The 17,072-nt window shown below is 68.3% G+C and carries 12 protein-coding genes and 1 pseudogene; 5 read left to right on the top strand and 8 right to left on the bottom strand.

The features are described 5' to 3' along the window. Positions 1-165: 165 nt before the first annotated feature. Both ACWGI2_RS40730 and ACWGI2_RS40725 read right to left on the bottom strand, forming a co-directional pair. Positions 166-1,059, bottom strand: a complete 894-nt coding sequence (locus ACWGI2_RS40730) for an NAD-dependent protein deacetylase (RefSeq protein WP_453701031.1) — start codon at positions 1,057-1,059, stop codon at positions 166-168. Between the two features lie 37 nt (positions 1,060-1,096). Continuing rightward, complete coding sequence (locus ACWGI2_RS40725; RefSeq protein WP_453398288.1) at positions 1,097-1,708, bottom strand: DUF2867 domain-containing protein; 612 nt, start codon at positions 1,706-1,708, stop codon at positions 1,097-1,099. Positions 1,709-1,883: 175 nt separating this feature from the next. On the opposite strand from ACWGI2_RS40725, the gene ACWGI2_RS40720 reads away from it, so the two are divergent. After that, complete coding sequence (locus ACWGI2_RS40720; protein WP_453701029.1) at positions 1,884-2,513, top strand: TetR/AcrR family transcriptional regulator; 630 nt, start codon at positions 1,884-1,886, stop codon at positions 2,511-2,513. Positions 2,514-3,272: 759 nt separating this feature from the next. Here the strand turns inward: ACWGI2_RS40720 and ACWGI2_RS40715 are convergent. Next, positions 3,273-4,433, bottom strand: a complete 1,161-nt coding sequence (locus ACWGI2_RS40715) for an alkaline phosphatase PhoX (protein ID WP_453398290.1) — start codon at positions 4,431-4,433, stop codon at positions 3,273-3,275. 535 nt (positions 4,434-4,968) lie between these two features. Beyond that, entirely contained in the window at positions 4,969-5,664 is a 696-nt protein-coding gene (locus tag ACWGI2_RS40710) for a L,D-transpeptidase (protein WP_453701027.1), read from the bottom strand. Positions 5,665-6,364: 700 nt separating this feature from the next. Here ACWGI2_RS40710 and ACWGI2_RS40705 point away from each other — a divergent pair. Beyond that, the gene (locus ACWGI2_RS40705) at positions 6,365-7,483 is read left to right on the top strand and encodes an AI-2E family transporter (protein WP_453701026.1); all 1,119 of its coding nucleotides are present in this window, start codon (positions 6,365-6,367) and stop codon (positions 7,481-7,483) included. 101 nt (positions 7,484-7,584) lie between these two features. Beyond that, positions 7,585-8,805: a metallophosphoesterase gene (locus ACWGI2_RS40700; protein ID WP_453701024.1), complete on the top strand. Its 1,221-nt coding sequence runs from the start codon at positions 7,585-7,587 to the stop codon at positions 8,803-8,805. 320 nt (positions 8,806-9,125) lie between these two features. Here the strand turns inward: ACWGI2_RS40700 and ACWGI2_RS40695 are convergent, their stop codons facing one another. The 4 genes and pseudogenes from ACWGI2_RS40695 to ACWGI2_RS40680 form a co-directional block, all read right to left on the bottom strand. Then, positions 9,126-9,671, bottom strand: a complete 546-nt coding sequence (locus ACWGI2_RS40695) for a pyridoxamine 5'-phosphate oxidase family protein (RefSeq protein WP_453701023.1) — start codon at positions 9,669-9,671, stop codon at positions 9,126-9,128. Positions 9,672-10,256: 585 nt separating this feature from the next. Beyond that, positions 10,257-10,463, bottom strand: coding sequence for a hypothetical protein (locus ACWGI2_RS40690; RefSeq protein ID WP_453398295.1), 207 nt, complete (start codon positions 10,461-10,463; stop codon positions 10,257-10,259). 239 nt (positions 10,464-10,702) lie between these two features. Continuing rightward, positions 10,703-11,115: pseudogene (locus ACWGI2_RS40685) on the bottom strand (ATP-binding protein); the annotation flags it as partial. A gap of 307 nt (positions 11,116-11,422) precedes the next feature. After that, on the bottom strand, positions 11,423-11,710 hold the full coding sequence (locus ACWGI2_RS40680) for a hypothetical protein (protein WP_453701022.1): 288 nt from the start codon (positions 11,708-11,710) through the stop codon (positions 11,423-11,425). 734 nt (positions 11,711-12,444) lie between these two features. Between ACWGI2_RS40680 and ACWGI2_RS40675 the strand changes: the two genes are divergently transcribed. Next, on the top strand, positions 12,445-13,254 hold the full coding sequence (locus tag ACWGI2_RS40675) for a leucine-rich repeat domain-containing protein (protein ID WP_453398297.1): 810 nt from the start codon (positions 12,445-12,447) through the stop codon (positions 13,252-13,254). Positions 13,255-14,230: 976 nt separating this feature from the next. Then, the gene (locus tag ACWGI2_RS40670; RefSeq protein ID WP_453701021.1) at positions 14,231-16,741 is read left to right on the top strand and encodes a Helicase associated domain protein; all 2,511 of its coding nucleotides are present in this window, start codon (positions 14,231-14,233) and stop codon (positions 16,739-16,741) included. Positions 16,742-17,072 lie beyond the last annotated feature (331 nt).

The raw sequence follows: 17,072 nt of genomic DNA, 5'->3' as shown, positions 1-17,072 counted from the left end.
CAAGTCTGCCCGCAGATAGCGGCCATCGCACCCTGTCACGCCTCCCCGACGCCGACCGCACCTCCAAGCCGCCGACGGCAACTTGTGGGCACGCAGTCGACTGTGCGGAATGTGCCGCGTACCAGGTGATGCCATGTGACGCCAGCGCCACCAGGCCTATCGCCCTCAGGGACACACCCGCGCCACCAGCTCGGGCAGCGCCTCCCCGAGGGGCAGCTCGACTCGCTGGGTGGCCCAACGGTCACCTCGCGTCGGGCCCTGATTGACGATCAGGACCGGCGTGCCGGAATGCGCCGCCTGGCGCACGAAACGCAGCCCGGACATGACGGTGAGGGAGGAGCCCAGCACCAGCAGGACGGCAGCCTCCTCGACAAGGTGTCGGCACGCCGCAACTCGATCTAGGGGCACATTCTCTCCGAAGAAAACGACGTCCGGCTTGAGGACCCCGTCGCCACAGGCCGAACACGCCACCACCCGGAACTCGCGAACCGCCTCCTCGGGCAGTTCGACGTCACCGTCCGGGTTGACCCGCGCGGCACGGTAACGCTCGGCGGCAGCCTCGAACCCCGGGTTGGCTTCACGCAGCCGTCGGTCGAGCTCCGAACGTGCGCCGCCTTGCCCACAGGCCAGGCATACCACCCGGCTTAGGCTCCCATGGAGTTCGATGACATCCCGGGCGCCGGCGGATTGCTGCAGCCCGTCGACGTTCTGTGTGATCACACCGGTGACCAGGCCTGCCTCGACCAAGGCGGTCACGGCCCGATGACCGGCGTTCGGACGGGCGCGCGTCATGGCCCGCCACCCCAGCTGACTGCGAGCCCAATACCGCCGCCTGGCCTGCTCGGCGCCGACGAATTCCTGGTACGTCATGGGAGTGTGCCGACGCAGGGAGCCGTGCTCCCCGCGGTAGTCCGGGATGCCTGACTCCGTGGACAGCCCGGCCCCGCTCAGCACCGCGACCCCGCCTCCGCGCACGGCCTCGACGACAGCCGTGAGGTCGGTCAGGGCCGGGGGCAAGCCGCCGGTGGGCTCCCAGGTCAGCGTGGGGCGTGTCCGCATGACTGCCAGCCTACGGTTCGGAAGTCCGGGCGGAGTGTCAGTCGGCGGGGTCCGTCTTGGCGAGCAGGCGCGCGCGGTCTTGCCAGGCGTGTTCCCACTGACGCGTCAGCGCGGGGTAGATGATCAGGTAGCGGAACGGTGCGATGAAGGCCATGTAGAGCCGTCCGAACAGCCCGTTGGGTTTGACCAGGGCCGCCATGTGCAGTTCGTATCCGCCGTCGTCGGTCGGCACCCAGCCCAGGTGCATGATGTCGTGGACGGTCTTGTTGGCCAGTTCGCGCGCGGCCTCGTCGTCGAGCAGGTACACCTCGGCGAACGGGTCGGTGCAGGGGGTGGCGTCCTTCGCGGTCCGGGCGAGGTCACGCGGGAGACGGTCGCGCAGCGAGGCAACCCGCCTCCCCAGACCCGCCTGGGGATTCTCCCAGCCGAGCAGGCCACCGAGCTTCCATCGCACCGCGAACAGGAACCGGACCGCGGCGGGCTCCTTGCGAGTGTCATAGGCCGCCTTGAGCGCGTCGAGCATCACGGGAAAGTCGTCGCGCCCGGCACCGGGGGCGCGGAAGGACCACACGTCCTCGATCCGGAAGTCGTGGGTGAACTCGTGGATCCGCCACGGCTGTGCGGTGTGGGCGGCTTTCGGGATTCGCATCTGTCATTCCTTCCGACCTGGTGCGCGCCGCTCACTCGGGGCGGGGCGGACGGGCCGCTCCCGAGGACTGCGCGCCGTGTGAGGTGGCCAGGCGGCGACCGAGCCGAGGACTACTACCGAACCACCAGTTACGGAACCGCTAGTTTCGATACTCCTAGTTCCGTATGATGCATGCATGTCTGCTCGAAATCAACCCCGAAACCAGGGGGGCCGCCCCCGGGACAGTCGCGTCGACGACGCCATCGCCTCCGCCGTGCTGGAGCTGCTGACCGAGGTGGGGTACGCACGGCTCACGATGGGCGAGGTGGCAGCGCGTGCCGGCGTGGGCAAGGCGGCTATCTACCGGCGCCACGCCACCAAGCAAGAAATGATCTTCGACGTCCTCACGCCGGGCCAGTTCCTGGCCGTGGCACCCGACCACGGATCGCTCCGCGCCGACCTGGCCGCCGTGCTCGCCGAGATCGCGGACAGCATGACCTCACCACCGCCGGGAACAATTCCCGGCCTGCTGGCCGACATCCACGCCGACTCCGCACTGCTCGACCGGTTCGACGCGAAGTACCTCGGCGCCCAGCGCCGGACCCTCACCGAGATCCTGGACCGCGCCGTCGCACGCGGGGAGCTCACCACCCGCCCCGACCCGACCATCCTCAACGCCCTGCTGGTCGGCCCCATCTTCGCCTGGTTGTTCCTGCTGTCCGGATCCCCCGGTCAACTCCCCGCACTTCTCGACGCGGTACTCGCCCTCACCAGCGCCGGATCCTCTGCCACCCCAGACGACTCCGGCAGCGAGGTGGTGACGTAACGAAGAGGAGCTGGGCCTCTTCGCCCTGGACGTTCTGTTACGCACCCCGCTGCAGGAGCCCGGCTCCACGCTTGCGGACTTCGCGGCCCACCGGGTGGGCGAGTGGGGGTTCCTGCGGTGGCTCGTTCCTCCCGACGGCAGCGGCACCCTGTTCTCCCCCGCCGCCGTGGAGCTGGCGCTCCAACAGGCCACCGGGATACTGACCGCCCGCCTCGAGCCCGCCGCACCCCACGACCCCGGCACTGGAGTGATCACGTCCGTCGGTGCGGATTCGTCAACCGAGGGGATCCGTACCGGCCTGAGAGGCGGCCACGCGTTCCCCCCGCCCCGCGCCGACCCCGGCGCCCACGTCGCCTCTCCCTGCCTTGGGCGACACGGTGAGGGAACTCCACTGCGCATCACGCCGTCCGGGCACCATCCGCCCTCTGGCCCACCACTCAGCCACCAAGGCGGTGTAGATCGGCGGGTTCGTCCCGTACGCATCGGCGAGTTCGGCGTACGCCGGATCGTTCCCCACCTGGTTCAAAAGACACCCGGTCGTGGTGGAAGTGCTGTCCATGCCACTGCAACACGGGCCGGCACATCGGCGGTACGCCCACGCTCGCCGATGACCCCGGATCGAGTGAGCATGCCCCCTCGATCGGGGCCATGTAATTGTCGGACAAGACCCTTACTGCCTCAAGAGGTGCTCACGGTCCCGCCGAACGTGGCGGCGGGACGCGTTGCGGCGGGTACGCGCGGCTGGTGACAGTGGGTCGGTCAGCTGCGGAAGGGACCTGTGACTTCGTAGGTGATGCCGCCGGACGAGCTGCCGCTCGTACCACGCTGGCTGGAGAAGTACAGGCGCTTGCCGTCCGGCGAGAAGGCCGGACCGCAGATCTCCGAGGAGGACTGGCCGTTGATCCGCAGGAACGTCGCGACCACGTCGTCCGGCGTGATGATGCAGATCTCCATGTTCCCGCCGTCCTCCGCGACGTACAGGTCGCCGGAGGACGAGCCGGTGACATTGTCGACGCCGGTCAGCGGGGCTCCGCCACCGACGACCAGGGAGTCGTCGTAGGCCAGCTCATAGGTGCTGGCAGCCAGGTTGAGCTGCCAGACACGGCCATCGCCCTTGGTGGTGAACCAGACGGTGTCGTTGGCGTAGTGGCAGCCCTCCCCGCCGTTGAACAGCTTGGCGCCGGAGACCTGGTCGCGGGTCGGGGTGGGCGAGCCGTCCGGGTCGGGCACGGTCGCCCAGGTGAAGCTGCCGGAGGTGGCCGTTCCGGCCTTGAGGACCTGGAGCGTGCCCGCCGACAGGTTGCCCCACGTGGACGGAACGAACCGGTAGAAGCAGCCGTCCGACGCGTCCTCCGTCAGGTAGATCACCTTGCGGACCGGGTCGGCGGCCGCCGCCTCGTGGTTGAAACGGCCCATGGCATCGCGGCGCACGGCCGCCTTCACGCCCCACGGGTCGGTCTCGTAGACATAGCCCGTGCTGACCTCCTCGCAGGACAGCCAGGTGTTCCAGGGGGTCGCCCCGCCGGCGCAGTTGCGGTTGGTGTTGGACAGGATCCGGTACGAGCCAGTGATGGAGCCTGCCGAGTTGAACTTGATCGCGCCCGCGCCGCCGGTGGAGGAGATCTCCGAGTTGGAGACGTAGATCCAGCCCGTGCCGTCGGCGAAACAGGCACCGCCGTCAGGGGCGTTGTGCCAGGTGTAGGCGGTGGAGCCGACCTTCTGGCCGGACCGGGCGATCACCCGGCTGGTGAAGCCGCTGGGCAGCTGGATGCCGTTGGAGTCTGCCGTGCCGAGCGCTCCGTACGGGCCGGGGCCTTTCTGCGCGGGCGCCGCGTAGGCCGCGCCCTGCATGAGTGTGTAGCCGAATGTCGCAGCCGTGCCGCCGACGACTGCTCCACGCAGGAAACTACGACGTTCCACTTGATCACTCCAGGGGTTCGTGACCGTCCCTGCCGCACCGGTCGGGCGGCGGGGTCGCGAGGCGCGCCTGCGGAACCTAAGAGTCCCGGATTGACGGTGCGTCAACAACCGATGAAGTGGAAGCGTCTACTGTTGGCCTGTTGCGCCGCGCCCCTTTGCCAGAGCCTGCCGCCCCGCCGGTGGGGTGGTCTTCGGCTGGCGCGCGAAACGGGCCAGAGCCTGACTGCGGCCGGAAACTGTCGCCCCAGCGAGTGCGCGCCGACCGTCCGCAGCCAACCCAAGGCCTGGCGCCAGTGCTCGACCCAGGAGGATTTGGCCGGGCCGCAGCCGCAGCCGCGGCCCGGCCCGGCCCGGCCAAAGGCTTCAGAAACCCGCTCCCGCCAGACGGTCAAGCCGCCGCGACAAGGACCGCTCAAGTCCCGTACGACTGCCCCGGAACGACATCACACCGCTCTTTGACCGGCCGCTTCAAGAGGGTGCGGCTTCGTTCGGCGGCTCCCCTGGCCCGGGCCGTCGGATCCGCGAAAACGGCGGATCAGGTGCCCTGCTTGCGGCCGTAAACGAAGACGTCGTCGCCCTTGCGCAGCATGTTCCAGTACTGCACGGCATCCCTCTTCGTCATGTTGACGCAGCCGTGGGAGCCTGGCGGGGACCACACACTGATGCCGACCGAATGGAACGCCTGGCCGCCGTCGAAGAACTGGCTGTACGGCATCGGCACGTGGTAGATGCTCGACACGTGGTCGATGTTGCGCCAGTAGACCTTCTTCAGACCCGTGCTGGTCTCGTGGCCGTTGCGGCCGGTGCGCACCGGGACCGGGCCGTACTTGAGGTTCTTGCCGTCCTGGATCCAGCTGAGCTGGAGCGTCAGGTCGACACAGGCGATGCGCCCCTTGTTGGTCGGGCACTTGCCCGCCTTATTGGGGTTGTTGCCCACCGCTTTCTGCTTGTTCATGAGGTCCATGACGCCCCAGGTGACACTGCCCGCGTACCCGGCGTTCGGGGTGATCTTGTGTTTGGTCTGAAAGGCCTTGATGACCTTGCAGTCGGCTGCCGACTGCTTGCCGTCCACCGGGCGGCCGAGGAACTTCTCGACCTGCTTCTGGTACGGGCCGGTCTGCGTCGAGCACGACGCGGCCTGAGCACTGCCCGTGCCGAGCGCCACCGTGAGCGGGGCCACCAGCGCGGTGATCCCCAGCGCCACGGCTCCTCGTCTGCGTATGTCCCCCATTGCTGCCCACTCCTCATTCGTCATTTGGTCCGCCGGTCGGCTCCCACCTGCTAGACGACACAGCCTCGGGGTTCGTTGTAGGGCGAATCGGCACAGGTGTGTAACAGAGGGCGATTTGCCGCCGGGGTGAGAAGTCCGTCACCGAACAGGTCCTCCTCGGGCAGGACGTAGGCGATACGGCCGACCCGCGCGACGACCAGGCGGCGTTCGAGCTCGACCAGGAGCGCGCTGGCCAGGCCCCGCCGACGTCGGGCGGCCCGGCCGTCGCCGGGGCGCTCAGCGGCGTGATCGGCGCCGCCGGCGCAGTCGCCGCGGACGCGATCATCTACCTCGTGAACGCCTGGTGCAGCCTGCCCATCCGCAATCCCCTGCCTCTGCGATCATCTCTGGACGATCAACGGACCTTCATCACCCCGCGCTCCCAACTGTCCATACTCTCCGCAACATTGACGGACACCTCAGCGCTTTCGTACCGCACCTCGCCTGGGCCGCGGGCGTGGTGGCACGCCGGGCCGGGCTGACCAGCAGGATGCGGCGAACCGTGGCCACGGCATCGACCGACTGGTCACAAGTCAGCGAGCTGCGGAGCCTGCTCCGGTCACCGATCGCCGGTCGGCCGACGGGGCCGCCGAAATCTCCGAGGCCGCTCCGGTCGAATGCAGTGCCCGAGTGTGGCTGACGTATCAATAGGGTGTCCCCCATGCCTGCCACGCTGAGTTCCACAAAAACCGCCGCCGCGCTGCGCAGATCGGCAGTGGTCTCCGTCGAGTTGCTGCTGGTTCTTGTGGCCGCCGCGGCGGCCCTGTGGGTCATGGGTCGGATGTGGTCAGTCCTCTGGCCGCTCATAGTGGGCCTCTTGCTCACCACACTGACCTGGCCCCTGGCCAACTTCCTCCGCCGACGCGGCTGGCCCCCCGCCCTGGCCGCCTCGGCGGTGACCGTGCTGTTCCTCCTGGCCGCCGCGGGCATCGTGGCGCTGATCGCGGTGCCGGTGGCCTCCGATTCCGCCGAACTGACCGACGGCGTGACCGAGGGCATCGAGAAATTGCGCCAGTGGGCCGCCGGGCCGCCCCTCAACATCGACGACGCCCAGATCTCAGGCGGCGTCGACTCGGCGACCGCGCAGATCAAGGACAGCGTCGGCAGCATGGTGTCCACTCTCTTCACGGGAGTGAGCACCGTGTTGAACGGGGTGGTCACCGCGATCCTGGCGCTCTTTTTGATGTTCTTCTTCCTCAAGGACGGCCCGCGCTTCCTTCCGTGGCTCGCCCGTCAGCTCCCCGGCCGGCTAGCCACCGACATCCCGATCGTGGCCGCGCGCGGCTGGGACACTCTGGGCTCGTTCGTACGCTCCCAAGCCCTCGTCGGCCTCCTCGACGCGATCTTCATCGGCCTGGGCCTGTGGATCCTGGGCGTGCCGCTCGTCCTCCCGCTTGCCGTACTGACCTTCGTATCGGCGTTCGTTCCGATCGTGGGCGCCCTGTTCGCCGGCCTGGTGGCAGTACTCATCGCCCTCGTGTCCAACGGCCTGACCGACGCACTGATCGCGTTGGCGATCATCGTCGTAGTGCAGCAACTCGAGGGCAACGTGTTCCAGCCGATCATCCAAAGTCGCGGGCTGGGTCTGCACGCGGCGGTGATCCTGCTGGCGGTCACCCTGGGCGCGAACCTGGCCGGCGTCGTGGGCAGCCTGCTCGCGGTACCGGCAGCCGCCCTGATCGCGGTGGTCTGGAACTATCTGCGCGAGCAGCTCAGCGATCCACCACAAGAGCCCGAGACCGGCGACGGCGGGCACGCGGCCACACCCGCACAGCAGTAGGGCACTCCCCCAGGCTGCCCCGCCGCAGTCGGTGACACGGTGCCCCCTGTGCCAACCAGATAGATTGCGCGCGCCACCAGCCGGCTACTCAAGGGAGAAGCGTGACCGACACCAGCGAAGCCCGATCCACGGACGGATCAGCGCATGCGACCCAGCAGAGCCGACTGCGCCGCCTGATGCGCTACCTCCCGCTGATCGCCCCCGTCCTGCTGTGGACCGTGCCGTGCCTTGTGCTGCTGCACGCCGGCCAGAACTGGCCGCTCCCCGCGTCGCTGGGCGGCACCGCCCTGTTCGCCCTCGGTCTGATCGGTATGCCGCTCGCGATGATGCGCGGCCACGGCCGGCGCCAGCAGGACTGGGCGGCGATCGTCGGGGACACCCTCCTCGGGGGGAGCTGGGTCCTGTTCACCTGGTCCGTTCTGCTCGGCGTCCTGCTGCGCCTCGCGCTGGCCGCGGCCGGCGTGGACGACGGGCAGAACCGGGCCCGGATCGTCACCTGGGCGGTCCTCGGCGTAGCCGCCGCACTGCTGGCCTGGGGGTACGCCGAGGCCCGCCGGGTGCCACGCGTACGCCGCCTCGACGTACAACTCCCACGCCTGGGCGCCGGGTTGGACGGCACCCGCGTCGTCCTCATCACCGACACCCACTACGGCCCGCTCGACCGCGCCCGCTGGTCGGCGCGGGTCTGCGCGACGGTCAACACCCTGGACGCCGATCTGGTCTGCCACACCGGCGACATCGCCGACGGCACGGCCGAACGCCGCCGTGCCCAGGCCGCTCCGCTCGGCACCGTGCGAGCCACCCGGGCCCGGGTCTACGTCACCGGAAACCACGAGTACTACAGCCAGGCCCAAGGCTGGGTCGACCTGATGGACGAGCTGGGCTGGGAGCCGCTGCGCAACCATCATCTGCTGCTCGAACGCGGCGGCGACACTCTGGTGGTCGCGGGCGTGGACGACGTCACCGCCGAGTCCTCGGGCCTGGCCGGCCACCGCGCCCACCTCGCCGGAGCCCTGAACGGCGCCGACCCCGACCACCCCGTCCTGCTCCTGGCCCACCAGCCCAAGTTCATCGACCGGGCCGCAGACGCAGGCATCGACCTCCAACTCTCCGGCCACACCCACGGCGGCCAGATCTGGCCCTTCCACCACCTCGTCCGCCTCGACCAGCCCGCCCTCGCCGGACTCAGCCGCCACGGCACCCGCACCCTCCTCTACACCAGCCGCGGCACCGGCTTCTGGGGCCCACCGTTCCGCGTCTTCGCCCCCAGCGAGATCACCCTGCTCGTACTCCGCTCCCCACAGCGGCCTGCCACGCCGTAATACGGACGGACCGACAACCCGCACACATGCTCCACACCGCTGGAGGCCGCCGATGACGCCGAAGTCGAGGACCGAGCTATACGCGGCTATACGCGGCGAGCCGCCGTGACCACCGTGCCGGGCTGGGCAAACGCGCTCTTCGGCAAGCAGCACGAGCCGACCCGCGGGCGCATCCACCAGATGGAGAAAACACACGCTGGTAGAGCTGAAGAAGCTCGCCCGCGAAACCAGCTTCAGGCGCACGGCACACCGCCTCACGACACAACTCCCACAGGCGGCCCCAGCCATGCCAACCGCCCCCGGCCGGAGCTAACATGCGCTCAGAAGGTCCAGCGCGTGTGGCTGAAGACCCCGCCGTCCCTGCCGAAGCCGTACACCGTGTCAGGGGCCACCGCGAAGACCAGCACGCTCCCCTCGCGCATGCCGTCCCCCATCCCGAAGAAGGCACCTTCGGGCGAGGTCATCTGGTCCCCGTACTTCGCCTCGTGGGCGGCGATGACCTCCTCCAGCGCAGCCGGATCCGTGACCCGCTCCACCGTGCCCTCCACTACGAGGTCGAGCCCCTCTGTGAGGGTGTTGCGCCCGGTGGTGAGCGCACAGTGCGGGTCCTGGGCGAGGTTTTTCGCCTTCTGCTCCCCGGGGCCGGTGGAGAAGTAGAGCGCGCCGTCGTACCAGGCGCCGATCAACGGCGTGACATGCAACCGGCCGTCGGGGCGCACCGTGGAGAGCCAGAAGATCTCGGCGGCCTCCAGCTGCCGACGGGCTTCAGCCCATTCGACAGCCCTGACCTCCTTGGCACCAGGACGCGGGTTGGTCGCTGAGCTGTATCGGGCGTCCAGCTCGCCTACGGGTTGCGGTGCGGGCACGTCGGTCTCCTCTCATCCTTCGTCTTCCCTGTAACGACCGGCCCGCGCTGCCGGTTTCATCGCGGTGCCCGTTTACATCTGCCCTCAGCGATACTGCTGTCCTGCGTGATCATGCCCCTCGTACGTCCCGGCACGCCACAGGGTGTGAACCCGGAATACCGTCCGCAGCGAGCTATTGGGACGGCGGCGTCGACGTGTTTCCAAAGCGCCGACGGAGTCTGAACAATCTGCGACCGCGCCCCACCGCCGGAGTCATGAAATGGGCGCCAATGTGGCCTCGATGTAGGTGCGTTGAGGTTCGATGACCCCTTCCGTTCACCTGTCGGGAACCCGATGTAGACCCCATTTTGCAGATACCTGTCCGGGCGAGCGAATGCGTTCCGACTTCCTGCAGCATGACAATTGCCCGACAGCCTCCTGAGCACCAACCGGCGCCAGCAGGCTTCTCCCCCACGGCCTTCCTCGTGAATGTCCGTCATCCATCGATGACTTCAGAGTCACGAGGAGGGCCACCCCAAACCCTGCACTCACCGCAAGGAGGGATCACGCGACCGGGCCCAAGGGTTGAGGAAAAAGCTCAACTGATCAGCGGTTCGGCGGCAGGACATAGCCCTTCTTCACCAGCTGGTCGCAATGCCACCTGCCATAGGACGGCGACTCGCCCTTCTGCTTGGTGGCAGCCAGGCAGTCCGCATAGGGATACGGCGGTCCACCATCGGAGACGGGGGCAGCGCTCGCCATCGGAGTAGCCAGACTGACGGCCACGACGGCCGTGGCCAGAACCATGCCCATTCGACGCACAGAAGTTCACCTCTCACTCAATTACGGGACCTTCGCGAACACCAACGATTCCGGTCACCCAATGGCACGCCCGTATGGCCAGGGATCAGGCGTACGGGTGATCCGTGACGAGTCAGGCCTGGGACAGCATGACGGGCGGCGACACGCCGCCCGGCGCCTTTGGGTCAGCACTGAAAGGCTCGTGGCACCGCGGCCGGCGCCTTCACTTCCCGATACCGCAGTGCCCTAGGGTCGCCGACGACGATGAGGTCGGATCGGATGATCCTCGCGAGGGCTCGTGCGATGGAGCGTCTGCGCGGTGACGGCGGACCAGTGCGCCCAGGCCCTCGATGGTGAACCAGGCGACGGACAGACCGGCTTCGACGGCAGTCTGACCGAGGGCTTCGGCGAAGTGAGACTTGCCGGTGGGATAGCCGGCCCGTTTGCGGCGGGTGTGGAGGTTGGCGCGGTCGTGTCCGGCGGCCTCCTCGGCCGGCAGGACTCTCACGACCTCGGCCGGGTCCCACCGTTGTGCCCTTGCGGTGGGGACCAGGTCGCCCAACGCCCGTCGCAGGTGCGGGAGTTTGAAGCGCTTGGTGAGTTCGAGGGCCTCGGCCAGCGGGTCGCCGCCGGAGCCGGGAACGGTGCGAAGAGGGGTGACCATCAGGCATGATCGCTCTCGTCGTGCACGGCAGCGTCCGGGGCCGGGGCCGGAACGCCGATGGAACCCCAGCCGGAGGTTCCGGGCTGCAGCGAATGGCCCTCGCTGCGGAGAGCGGGATCCTTGTGGGGAGGTCTGACCTACGGCATTTGATTCGTTCACCAGGCTGCTCGACGATCTGGCCGGACCTGCGCAGGCCGGGCTGCGGCACCACGAACCGGGGGAACTCCCCGACGTCCGCGGCCGGAAGGTACTGCGTCTGCTGTTCCAGAATCCCGGCGCCGAGCGCACCTGTCGTCACCGCGGGTCTCTACATCAGCTCGGCCACGAAGAACTCGAATCGATGCTCCTGCTCGCTGACCGCTGCCACCGCGCCGAGGTCACTCCTGAGGAAGACCCATGAGGCTTCCCTGGCCCGGCGGACCGAAGCGAACCAACCATGCGGCATCCGCAACTCGATCCATGGTGCGAGGCCGAGGTCGGTGAACAGGAAGGCCGTCGCGTGAAAGCCGTGCCGGGCGAGGAGTTCCTCCGCCCATGAGTCCAGACGCTCCCGGGACGCCGTGCTGTTCAGTGTCGCGGCGGGCTCGTGAGACATGCTCCAGAATCCCCGTACAGCATCCAGAACCCCGGCGGGCACCTCTGCGGACGCCAGTGCGCGCGCCGTGATGACCTCGGAGCCATCGCGCAGCAAGCGCTCGAGTTCCTGCCTCTCGCGCCGCTCCTTGAGCCTTCGCTGCAGTTCGCTAGCCACAATTTGCCCTGCTTGTCATAGAGATGCCGCTTCGACTGAAGTCCCTGATAGGGCTTGAAGATCACGTCCACACCCGGGGTCACCGGGCTGGCCGCACGGTAGATGCGCTTGATCGTGCACCCGCCCACTGACCATCCTGCCGAAGGCACTCCCTCGGCGGGGCGGAGATCACCAACAGCGTCGCTTCCGTGACGGCCTCCCGGCCTGGCGTCCCCCCGAGGGCCTTCGGCGACAAAGTCCCATGTTTCTCAGGTGGTTGGGCCGCGGCCAGCGGCCTGGACGGGGGCATCCTTCCGACGTAGCCGTCACGCAAGCGCGGGTTCCAACCAATTTCAGGAATCCTCATCAAATGTGGTGGTTGGTACGAAGCAGGTGGGTGGAGTGCGTGTAGGTGGTGTTCCAGGTCTGCCATGAAGTGGTGCGCGACGTGTTGCAGCGCGCGGGTGTGGAACGTCACGTAATTCCCCATCAGCAGCGTCAGTTTCCTCGCCCAAACGTTCGTACATGGTGATGGGTGCGGTACCGCCCTCGCCCACAAGGAGCGCGCCGGCCCAGGTCAACCTCCGTATGTTGGCGTCATGACAGACGAGGCAGAGCCGAGGCTCCTTGTGAACCGCTGGGGCGACACGTCGGACCCGGCCCCAGGTCGGGGAGGGTCCTACAGGGACATCTGCTCGTGCTTCGACCAGTCCAGACCTCATCCGCAAGCCCGAGTCGGATTCCACGTCGAGCGACAGGACACCACCGCCCCGGGCTGGCAGCACCTGCTGGACCTGATCGACGAGGCCGCCGCCGACGGACGTGAAGAGTTCCGCCCTCTGACCGAGCTGAGCCCTGAAGAGCGGCGGCAGGTCATCACCCTGCCGTCGACCGTCGCCAGGCTGACGGCGGTCAAGCACCTCGTGCTCTACGGCAGCAACCTGGTCCGGATCCCGCCCGAGATCGGGGCCATGACCAGCCTGGAGGAGTTCACTCCCTATACCTCCTACCGGCTGCACTGGTTCCCCTACGAGATCACCCGCTGCCGGAAGCTGACACGCAGCACGGTGAGCACGCGCGCCTTGTTCGGCAACTACAAGCTGCGACCGCCCTTCCCGAAGCTTCAGTCCTCTCCGGACTCCGTCGCGGACCTCGGTTCGGGCAACCTGGATCCCCGGCACCGGGGCACCACCGCCATCCGCAACTGCAGTGTCTGCGACCGCCCGACCGAGCAGAGGCGACTCCATCAGGTGTGGATTTCGCTGCGCGTGGCCACTGACGTACTGCCCCTGCTGGTCAGCGCCTGCTCATCGACATGTGTCGCCGCGCTGCCTGACGGCGCTCGCGACTACATCCCTGCACCACACACGGGCGGCCGAGTCGACCAGCCGCCATCCGACTGGGACTGACCAGCCGAACCTCCCCCTACCCTCACCCGCCGGTCCCCGGCTAAACGACCACTGTCGTGCGCTGGTGGCTCGAACGTCTGGGCGGGGAAGTTGACGCTGGCGATGGGGACATACGTGACCGTCGACAGCGGGAGGCTGTTGGACTCCGAGGGCGGTGCAGGGTCACGGGCAGGGGTACTGCGGTGTGCTCGCGTAGTCGGAGCAAGCAGGTGCTGCCAGACGGCAGGCGCCAGGAGGTGGGCGCGCAGGATCACCAGGCGGGTGACGAGAAGAGCGGAGGTCCAGGAGGCCGCGACCGCAGCGTCGCCAACGACGGCACCCCGACCACGTCCCTACCCTCCGTGCAGGCCGCGGCCGCCTCAGCCACCAGCTCCCGGTGGACCGCTGCGGCGCTCCCGCACCACGCCGCAAGCCGCCCATGCAACTCATCAGGGATCCGTAAGCGGTCCCGCTCTACCGGCCCTGCACGGCCCAGACGAACCGCGACCAGCCACCCCCTCACCGTCCGCGGTGGCACTCCCACCACCGCCGCGACAAGCCGCACATGCTCCGCGGCCAGCTCCCCACGCCCGTCCAACACCAGCGGTCTGGCCACTGCCTGCTCACGCCCCAGCGACCGACCGGGACCCCAACCAGGCGGCCTCGACATCTCCCAGACCGCCGCCACCAAATCCCGTCCCGGCCACGCCCTACCCCCTGGCACCGACGGCACCCCGCCCCACCCCCACCAGGCACGATCCGCCAACCACCAGCCAGAACACATACGTTAGGAGAAGCGCCCCATGCGCCCCATACCCCTCCCACACCCGCCCCGCCGCTGCACTCCCCCGCCGCTCAGGAATCTGCACCAAACTGACCAGCACCCCCGTAACTCGCTGTCCGACCACACATCACACTGATGACCCCAGCTGCGCGCAGGTTTCCCGCCCCCTGTCGTGTGACGCCACAGACACAGCCCACGAGAAGGTAGATCGGAATGGCAGTGAAGGAACTCCGTCCCCATCAGCGAGAAGCCGTGGACGCGGTACTCCGTGCACTGGAACTGCCGGAACGATCGACTGTCCCTCCGCGCGGGCTTCGCACTCAGGTGATCATGGCGACCGGGACCGGCAAGACCCTCGTGGCTACCCGGGCCGCACAGGAGCTCCGCGCAGGCCGTGTGCTGGTTCTCGTTCCCTCCCTGGATTTGCTCGCCCAGACCGAGGCGGCATGGCGCGAGGGCGGACGTCGGGGGCCGATGATTGGGGTGTCCTCGCTGCGGGGCGAGGAAGCGGTCTTCCCCAACACCACAGACGTGGACGAGCTGGTGGAATGGACGCGGGGCCTGGACAAGGTGACCGTGTACGCCACGTACGCCAGCCTCGGCCTTGGCACGCTGGAGCGGGCGCACGCCGCGGGTCTGGCGGGTTGGGACCTGATCGTCGTGGACGAAGCCCACAGGGTTTCCGGCCGGATCGGGAAGCCATGGGCGGTTGTCCACGACAACCAGAAGATCCCCTCCCTGCGCCGCCTCTACATGACGGCCACGCCCCGGCTGTGGCAGCTCGGGGACGAGAACGAGGCCGGCGCCCCCGGCGAGCTGGTCGCCAGCATGGACGACAACCCCGACGGGCCCTTCGGCAGCAGGGCGTTCACGTTGACGCTCTCGCAGGCCATCGACCGGGGAATCTGCGCCCCCTACCAGGTCGTCTGCGTGGACGTCACCGACACCGCGCTCCAAGCCGCGCAGCTCCTGGGCGTGGAGGGGCGGTCGGCTGAGGTGCGTGGGGTGCGGCTGGCTGCTCTACAGACCGCGTTGGTAAAGGCGTCCGCGGAGGAGAACTTCCGGCGCACCCTGGTCTTCCACCACGTCGTCAAGGAAGCCGAAGCGTTCGCGGCCGGACTGCCTGGCGTCGCTGCGCAGTTGCACGCCGGCGATCCGGCGCTGTATCCGAAGACGGTCTGGGCCAACTGGCTGTGCGGTGAGCACAAGCCGCTCCACCGGCGGCGTGTACTCGAGGAGTTCGCCGCCGGGATCGCCACGGACGGCACTGTGGTGGAGAAGGGGTACCTGGGGTCCGTGAAGGTTCTCGGGGAGGGCGTAGACACCCGAAATTGTGACTCCGTGTACTTCGCGGACGTACGCGGCTCCATGCCCGACCTGGTCCAGGCCGTCGGCCGCGCGCTGCGGATGCAGCCGGGCGAGGGCAAGGTCGCCTCGCTTGTGGTGCCGGTGCTGCTGGGGCCGGGTGAGACGGCGGACAACATGCTCACCAGCCGGGCGTACGGCGGCCTCGCGAAGCTGCTTGAAGCGCTCAGAGCGCACGACACCCGGGTCGTGGAACAGCTCGCCGAGCAACAGGCACAAAGCCGTGTCCGAGGCGTTCAAAGCCGCAGCGGAGAGGAAGGCGAGGGGCCCGAGAGCGACCGAAGCGACTGGCTTTCGGTGCCGGCCCGGCAGTTGCTGAAGTTCAGTACACCGCGCGACCCCGCGCAGCTGGCAGCGTTCATCAACCTGCGCGTCCTCAACCCCGAACACCAACACTGGCGGCGCGGCATCGAAGCCGCCGCCATCTACACCCGCCGGCACGGCGACCTGAAAGTGCCGTTCACCTACCGCGTGCCCGAGAGCGGGGACCAGGAGGCGGAAGGCGAGGGGTGGCCGGCCTCGCTCGCCGGGTTTCCACTTGGGCAGTGGATCGCCGATGCTCGGAGGTTCTACGCCCGGGGTGACATGGACGAGGACCGCGTCGAGCAGCTGGAGAAGCTCGGCATGGTGTGGTCCCACTTCGACGTCGCGTGGGAGGAAGGCTTGGCCGCCGCCCGAGAGTGGGCTGCCGAACACGGGCATCTCCTGGCCCCACTCGACGCCACGCACCAGGGATACCGGGTGGGCATCTGGCTGAAGAACGCGAGGGCCGCCGCCCGGAAGGCCGCCGAGGTCGAGCAGCGGCGTGCCGAGGGGCTGCCGGTCCAGTCGTCGGCCGGCGTGCTGTCGGACGAACGGCGTGAGCAGTTGGAGGAGATCGACGCGTCCTGGTGCCCGACCTGGCCGGTGACGTGGCAGCGGTGCTTCCACCTGGTCCGGATGCACTTGGACGTCGGCGAGGCGCTCCCCACCGAGGCGGGCGAAGTCCTGCGCCAGGGCGACGACCTCGGGCGGTGGGTGCGGTCGGTGCGGCTTGGGTGGGATCAGCTCACGACCGTGCAGCAGTGGATGTGCGAACACGTCCTCGGAATCGAGCCCGCAACCGAAGACGAGAAACCGAAACCGCGGACCAGTCAGGCCGACAAGTGGGCCATGAACTACGAGGCCGCCAAGCAGTTCTACGAGCGCGAGGGGCATCTTCGGGTCCCGAGAAAGCACGTCGAGCGGATCGTCGGCGAGGACCAGGAGGAGCGGGAGTACAAGTTGGGGGCCTGGATCGGGAATCAGCGGAGCAGGGCCGCGACGCTGTCGCCGGAGCGGATGGAGCTGTTGTCCGCGATCGGGATGCGGTGGTCGTGATGGCCATCGTCGTCACCGCGCCGCGCATCAGCTGGCATGTCATGCGTGCCCCGGCCACCGAGACGCAGGCGCCGGCGCCCGTACGCGACCGGGCTATATTGCCAATTGCTGCCAGGGAGAGCGCGAGTAGACGAAAGGTCACCGACTCCCTTACCGGAGTTCGCCCAGCTAGGAGCTCGGTGAGGCCCAGCCGATGGGCCGGGCAGACTACCGTGGATTGGCTTCGTTCATTTTCAGTGGTTCTGGCTCAGCTTCTGTGATCCGTGCACTGTGAGTGACGACTGAACTCCCTGGAGCGTCTCGGAAAGTTGCCTCAAAACAAGCAGTGGCA

The sequence above is a fragment of the Streptomyces sp. NPDC054866 genome (genome assembly GCF_053610745.1).
The sequence above is the reverse complement of the archived record's forward strand: the minus strand, read 5'-3'. Positions and strand labels throughout refer to the sequence as shown.

Excerpts from the sequence above, each read along its gene's own strand:
- ACWGI2_RS40730 (WP_453701031.1), bottom strand. The coding sequence starts at position 1,059 with ATGCGGACACGCCCCACGCTGACCTGGGAGCCCACCGGCGGCTTGCCC.
- ACWGI2_RS40675 (WP_453398297.1), top strand. The coding sequence starts at position 12,445 with ATGACAGACGAGGCAGAGCCGAGGCTCCTTGTGAACCGCTGGGGCGAC.
- ACWGI2_RS40720 (WP_453701029.1), top strand. The coding sequence starts at position 1,884 with ATGTCTGCTCGAAATCAACCCCGAAACCAGGGGGGCCGCCCCCGGGAC.
- ACWGI2_RS40705 (WP_453701026.1), top strand. The coding sequence starts at position 6,365 with ATGCCTGCCACGCTGAGTTCCACAAAAACCGCCGCCGCGCTGCGCAGA.
- ACWGI2_RS40670 (WP_453701021.1), top strand. The coding sequence starts at position 14,231 with ATGGCAGTGAAGGAACTCCGTCCCCATCAGCGAGAAGCCGTGGACGCG.
- ACWGI2_RS40680 (WP_453701022.1), bottom strand. The coding sequence starts at position 11,710 with ATGTCTCACGAGCCCGCCGCGACACTGAACAGCACGGCGTCCCGGGAG.
- ACWGI2_RS40690 (WP_453398295.1), bottom strand. The coding sequence starts at position 10,463 with ATGGGCATGGTTCTGGCCACGGCCGTCGTGGCCGTCAGTCTGGCTACT.
- ACWGI2_RS40710 (WP_453701027.1), bottom strand. The coding sequence starts at position 5,664 with ATGGGGGACATACGCAGACGAGGAGCCGTGGCGCTGGGGATCACCGCG.
- ACWGI2_RS40725 (WP_453398288.1), bottom strand. The coding sequence starts at position 1,708 with ATGCGAATCCCGAAAGCCGCCCACACCGCACAGCCGTGGCGGATCCAC.